Annotated in this window: 1 protein-coding gene, 1 tRNA gene, 1 other RNA gene and 1 pseudogene; 1 reads left to right on the plus strand and 3 read right to left on the minus strand. The window is 69.7% G+C overall.

Translation table 11 applies throughout. The features are described from left to right. Both STRIP9103_RS08245 and ffs read right to left on the minus strand, forming a co-directional pair. Positions 1–1485 (minus strand): DNA polymerase III subunit gamma and tau (locus STRIP9103_RS08245; RefSeq protein WP_009303541.1); only part of this gene is annotated, 1485 nt, incomplete at its 3' end. Positions 1486–1670: 185 nt separating this feature from the next. Next, an RNA gene (gene ffs, locus STRIP9103_RS45455) (signal recognition particle sRNA small type) lies at positions 1671–1767 on the minus strand. Positions 1768–1886: 119 nt separating this feature from the next. Here ffs and STRIP9103_RS08250 point away from each other — a divergent pair. Continuing rightward, positions 1887–1971, plus strand: a tRNA-Ser gene (locus STRIP9103_RS08250). Between the two features lie 192 nt (positions 1972–2163). Here STRIP9103_RS08250 and STRIP9103_RS51350 read toward each other — a convergent pair. Continuing rightward, positions 2164–2690, minus strand: a pseudogene (locus STRIP9103_RS51350) (hypothetical protein); the annotation flags it as partial.

Raw genomic sequence — 2690 nt, forward strand, 5'->3', positions numbered from 1 at the left:
AGTCACCCCGGTAGGGCCACCCCCGCCCGGGCCGGCGGCTCCGCCACCGGCGCCCCCGGCACCGTACGCATCGGAACCCGGCGCGAATCCACCACCGGCACCCGGCACCCCCGGAGCCGGAGCCCCTGGCGCCCCGGGGCCACCAGCACCCCGGACCGCGGCCCGAGCCGCCGCGGGCCCACTCCCCGGCGGAACCGGCATGCCCTGCTGCGTCTGCGGAACCATGCCCCCAGGCGCAGCCGCTCCCCCCTGCCCTGCAAGCCCCCCGTGGGCGTCGGGGCCGGGGACGTACCCCATGGCGGGCCCGGGCCCGCCGCCGGAGAAGTTGGCCCCTCGCTCCAGCCGGTCCAGGCGGGCCATGACGGAGCGCTCGTCACCGTATGTCGCGGGAAGAAGCACGCGCGCGCAGATGAGTTCGAGCTGGAGGCGGGGCGAGTTGGCGCCGCGCATCTCCGTCAATCCCTCGTTGACGATGTCGGCGGCGCGGCTCAGCTCGGCGGCGCCGAAGACGCCCGCCTGGGCCTGCATGCGTTCGATGACATCGGCGGGCGCGTCGATGAGCCCCTTCTCGGCGGCGTCGGGCACGGCGGCGAGGATCACCAGGTCGCGGAGCCGCTCCAGCAGGTCGGCGACGAACCGCCGCGGGTCGTTGCCGCCCTCGATGACCCGGTCGACGACCTCGAAGGCCGCGGCCCCGTCTCCGGCGGCGAAGGCCTCGACGACGGAGTCGAGCAAAGAGCCGTCCGTATAACCGAGCAGGGAGGTGGCCATGGCGTACGTCACGCCGTCCGAGGTGGCGCCGGCCAGCAGCTGGTCCATGACGGACATCGAGTCACGCACGGAGCCGGCCCCCGCGCGGACGACCAGCGGAAGGACGCCCTCCTCGACGGGGATGTTCTCCTTGCCGCAGACCTCGGCGAGGTAGTCGCGCAATGTGCTGGGCGGCACGAGCCGGAACGGATAGTGATGCGTACGCGACCGAATGGTGCCGATGACCTTCTCGGGCTCGGTCGTCGCGAAGATGAACTTGAGGTGCTCCGGCGGCTCCTCGACGACCTTCAGCAGCGCGTTGAAACCGGCCGACGTGACCATGTGGGCCTCGTCGATGATGTAGATCTTGTAGCGACTGCCGGCGGGTCCGAAAAACGCCTTCTCACGCAGCTCACGGGCATCGTCCACGCCACCGTGCGAGGCGGCGTCGATCTCGATGACGTCGATGGAACCGGGGCCGTTGCGCGCGAGGTCCCGGCAGGACTGGCACTCCCCGCACGGGGTCGGCGTGGGGCCCTTCTCACAGTTCAGGCACCTGGCGAGAATGCGCGCACTGGTCGTCTTGCCACACCCGCGCGGCCCGCTGAACAGGTACGCGTGATTGACCCGGTTGTTCCGCAGCGCCTGCTGCAGCGGGTCGGTGACATGCTCCTGCCCGATGACCTCGGCGAACGACTCCGGGCGATAGCGGCGGTACAGCGCGAGAGACGACACGCATACGAGGTTATAGCCGCCCACTGACAACGAGCCCCGGCTCCGAACGAGAACCCCGAGCCCCCTCAGAAGGCCGAAGACCCACGCATCAGAACACCGAAGCCCCACGAAAACGCTGACGCGCCTGAGAACGCCGAAGCCCCCTGAGAACGCGGAGCGCCCCTGAGCCCCAGGGATCCCCGAACACAGAAGACCCCTCACGCACCCGCCAGAGCCAACCTACCCTTGCTGCCTTCCGGCCCTGGGGGAGTTCAGTCAGATAGCGCCGCGTGAGGGGCTGCCCCCAGCCTACCCGATCCCCCGACCCCAGCCGCCCACCTCCCCAACGCCACGCCCCACCTTGATCACCCTCCGCCGAACGAGTTCGCAAGCACACCTCGCCGTCATGTAATGTTTCCGGCGGAGGATTCGCCTAGAGGCCTAGGGCGCACGCTTGGAAAGCGTGTTGGGGGCAACCCCTCACGAGTTCGAATCTCGTATCCTCCGCAGCCGCCCACCAAGGCAAGCGAAGGACCCGACCGCATTGCGGCCGGGTCCTTCGTCGTTCCGTGGTTGCAGTTTTGGTTGCAGTTCCGGCTAACGCCCGTTGAGGACGGCCCGACAGGCGTTGCAGTACATGGCGGCGTTCCGTCCGTAGCGCCGCATCAGCTGGCCGCAGCCAGCACACAGCCCGAGCTCTCACGGCGGGCATCCCAGCGCGGCGGAGGCGGCGGCGCGTTCAACGGTCGTGATCCGCATCGGGTCGCGGGAACGCTGGACAGACATGCGAGGAAGCGTGAAGCCGCCGGTCGGCTGGTCGAGATCGCGTATAGGCCGGCCGTCGCTGACGAACCAGCCCTCCTCTCCTGCTCGGCAGGTGCGGTCGATCTCCTTCTCGGCGAACGTGATCACGTCGTCCTCGTCTTCGGCCGGTGCCGTCGGGAGAGGGGTCTTCTCGCCGATGAGCTCCTGCCCCAGCGCGCGATCGTCGACCGAGACCCACATGTGCCGGCCGGCGCGGCCGTTCCCTCGGTTGGGCACGTAGACCGGGACGCTCTCGCCCGTAGCGCTCTGCAGGACCAGGTCCTCGATGTGGACGGGCTTCCGCTGGGGGAGGCACAGCGCGGGCACGAACCAGTCGCGTGAATCGCGCCACAGCGGCCGGCGCCTTCGCTGACGAGGCAGTGGCGCTCGCTGCTCGCTACGCACTTCCAGACTTCTAGGGT

This window comes from Streptomyces ipomoeae 91-03, assembly GCF_000317595.1.
In the GTDB taxonomy this organism is placed as follows: domain Bacteria; phylum Actinomycetota; class Actinomycetes; order Streptomycetales; family Streptomycetaceae; genus Streptomyces; species Streptomyces ipomoeae.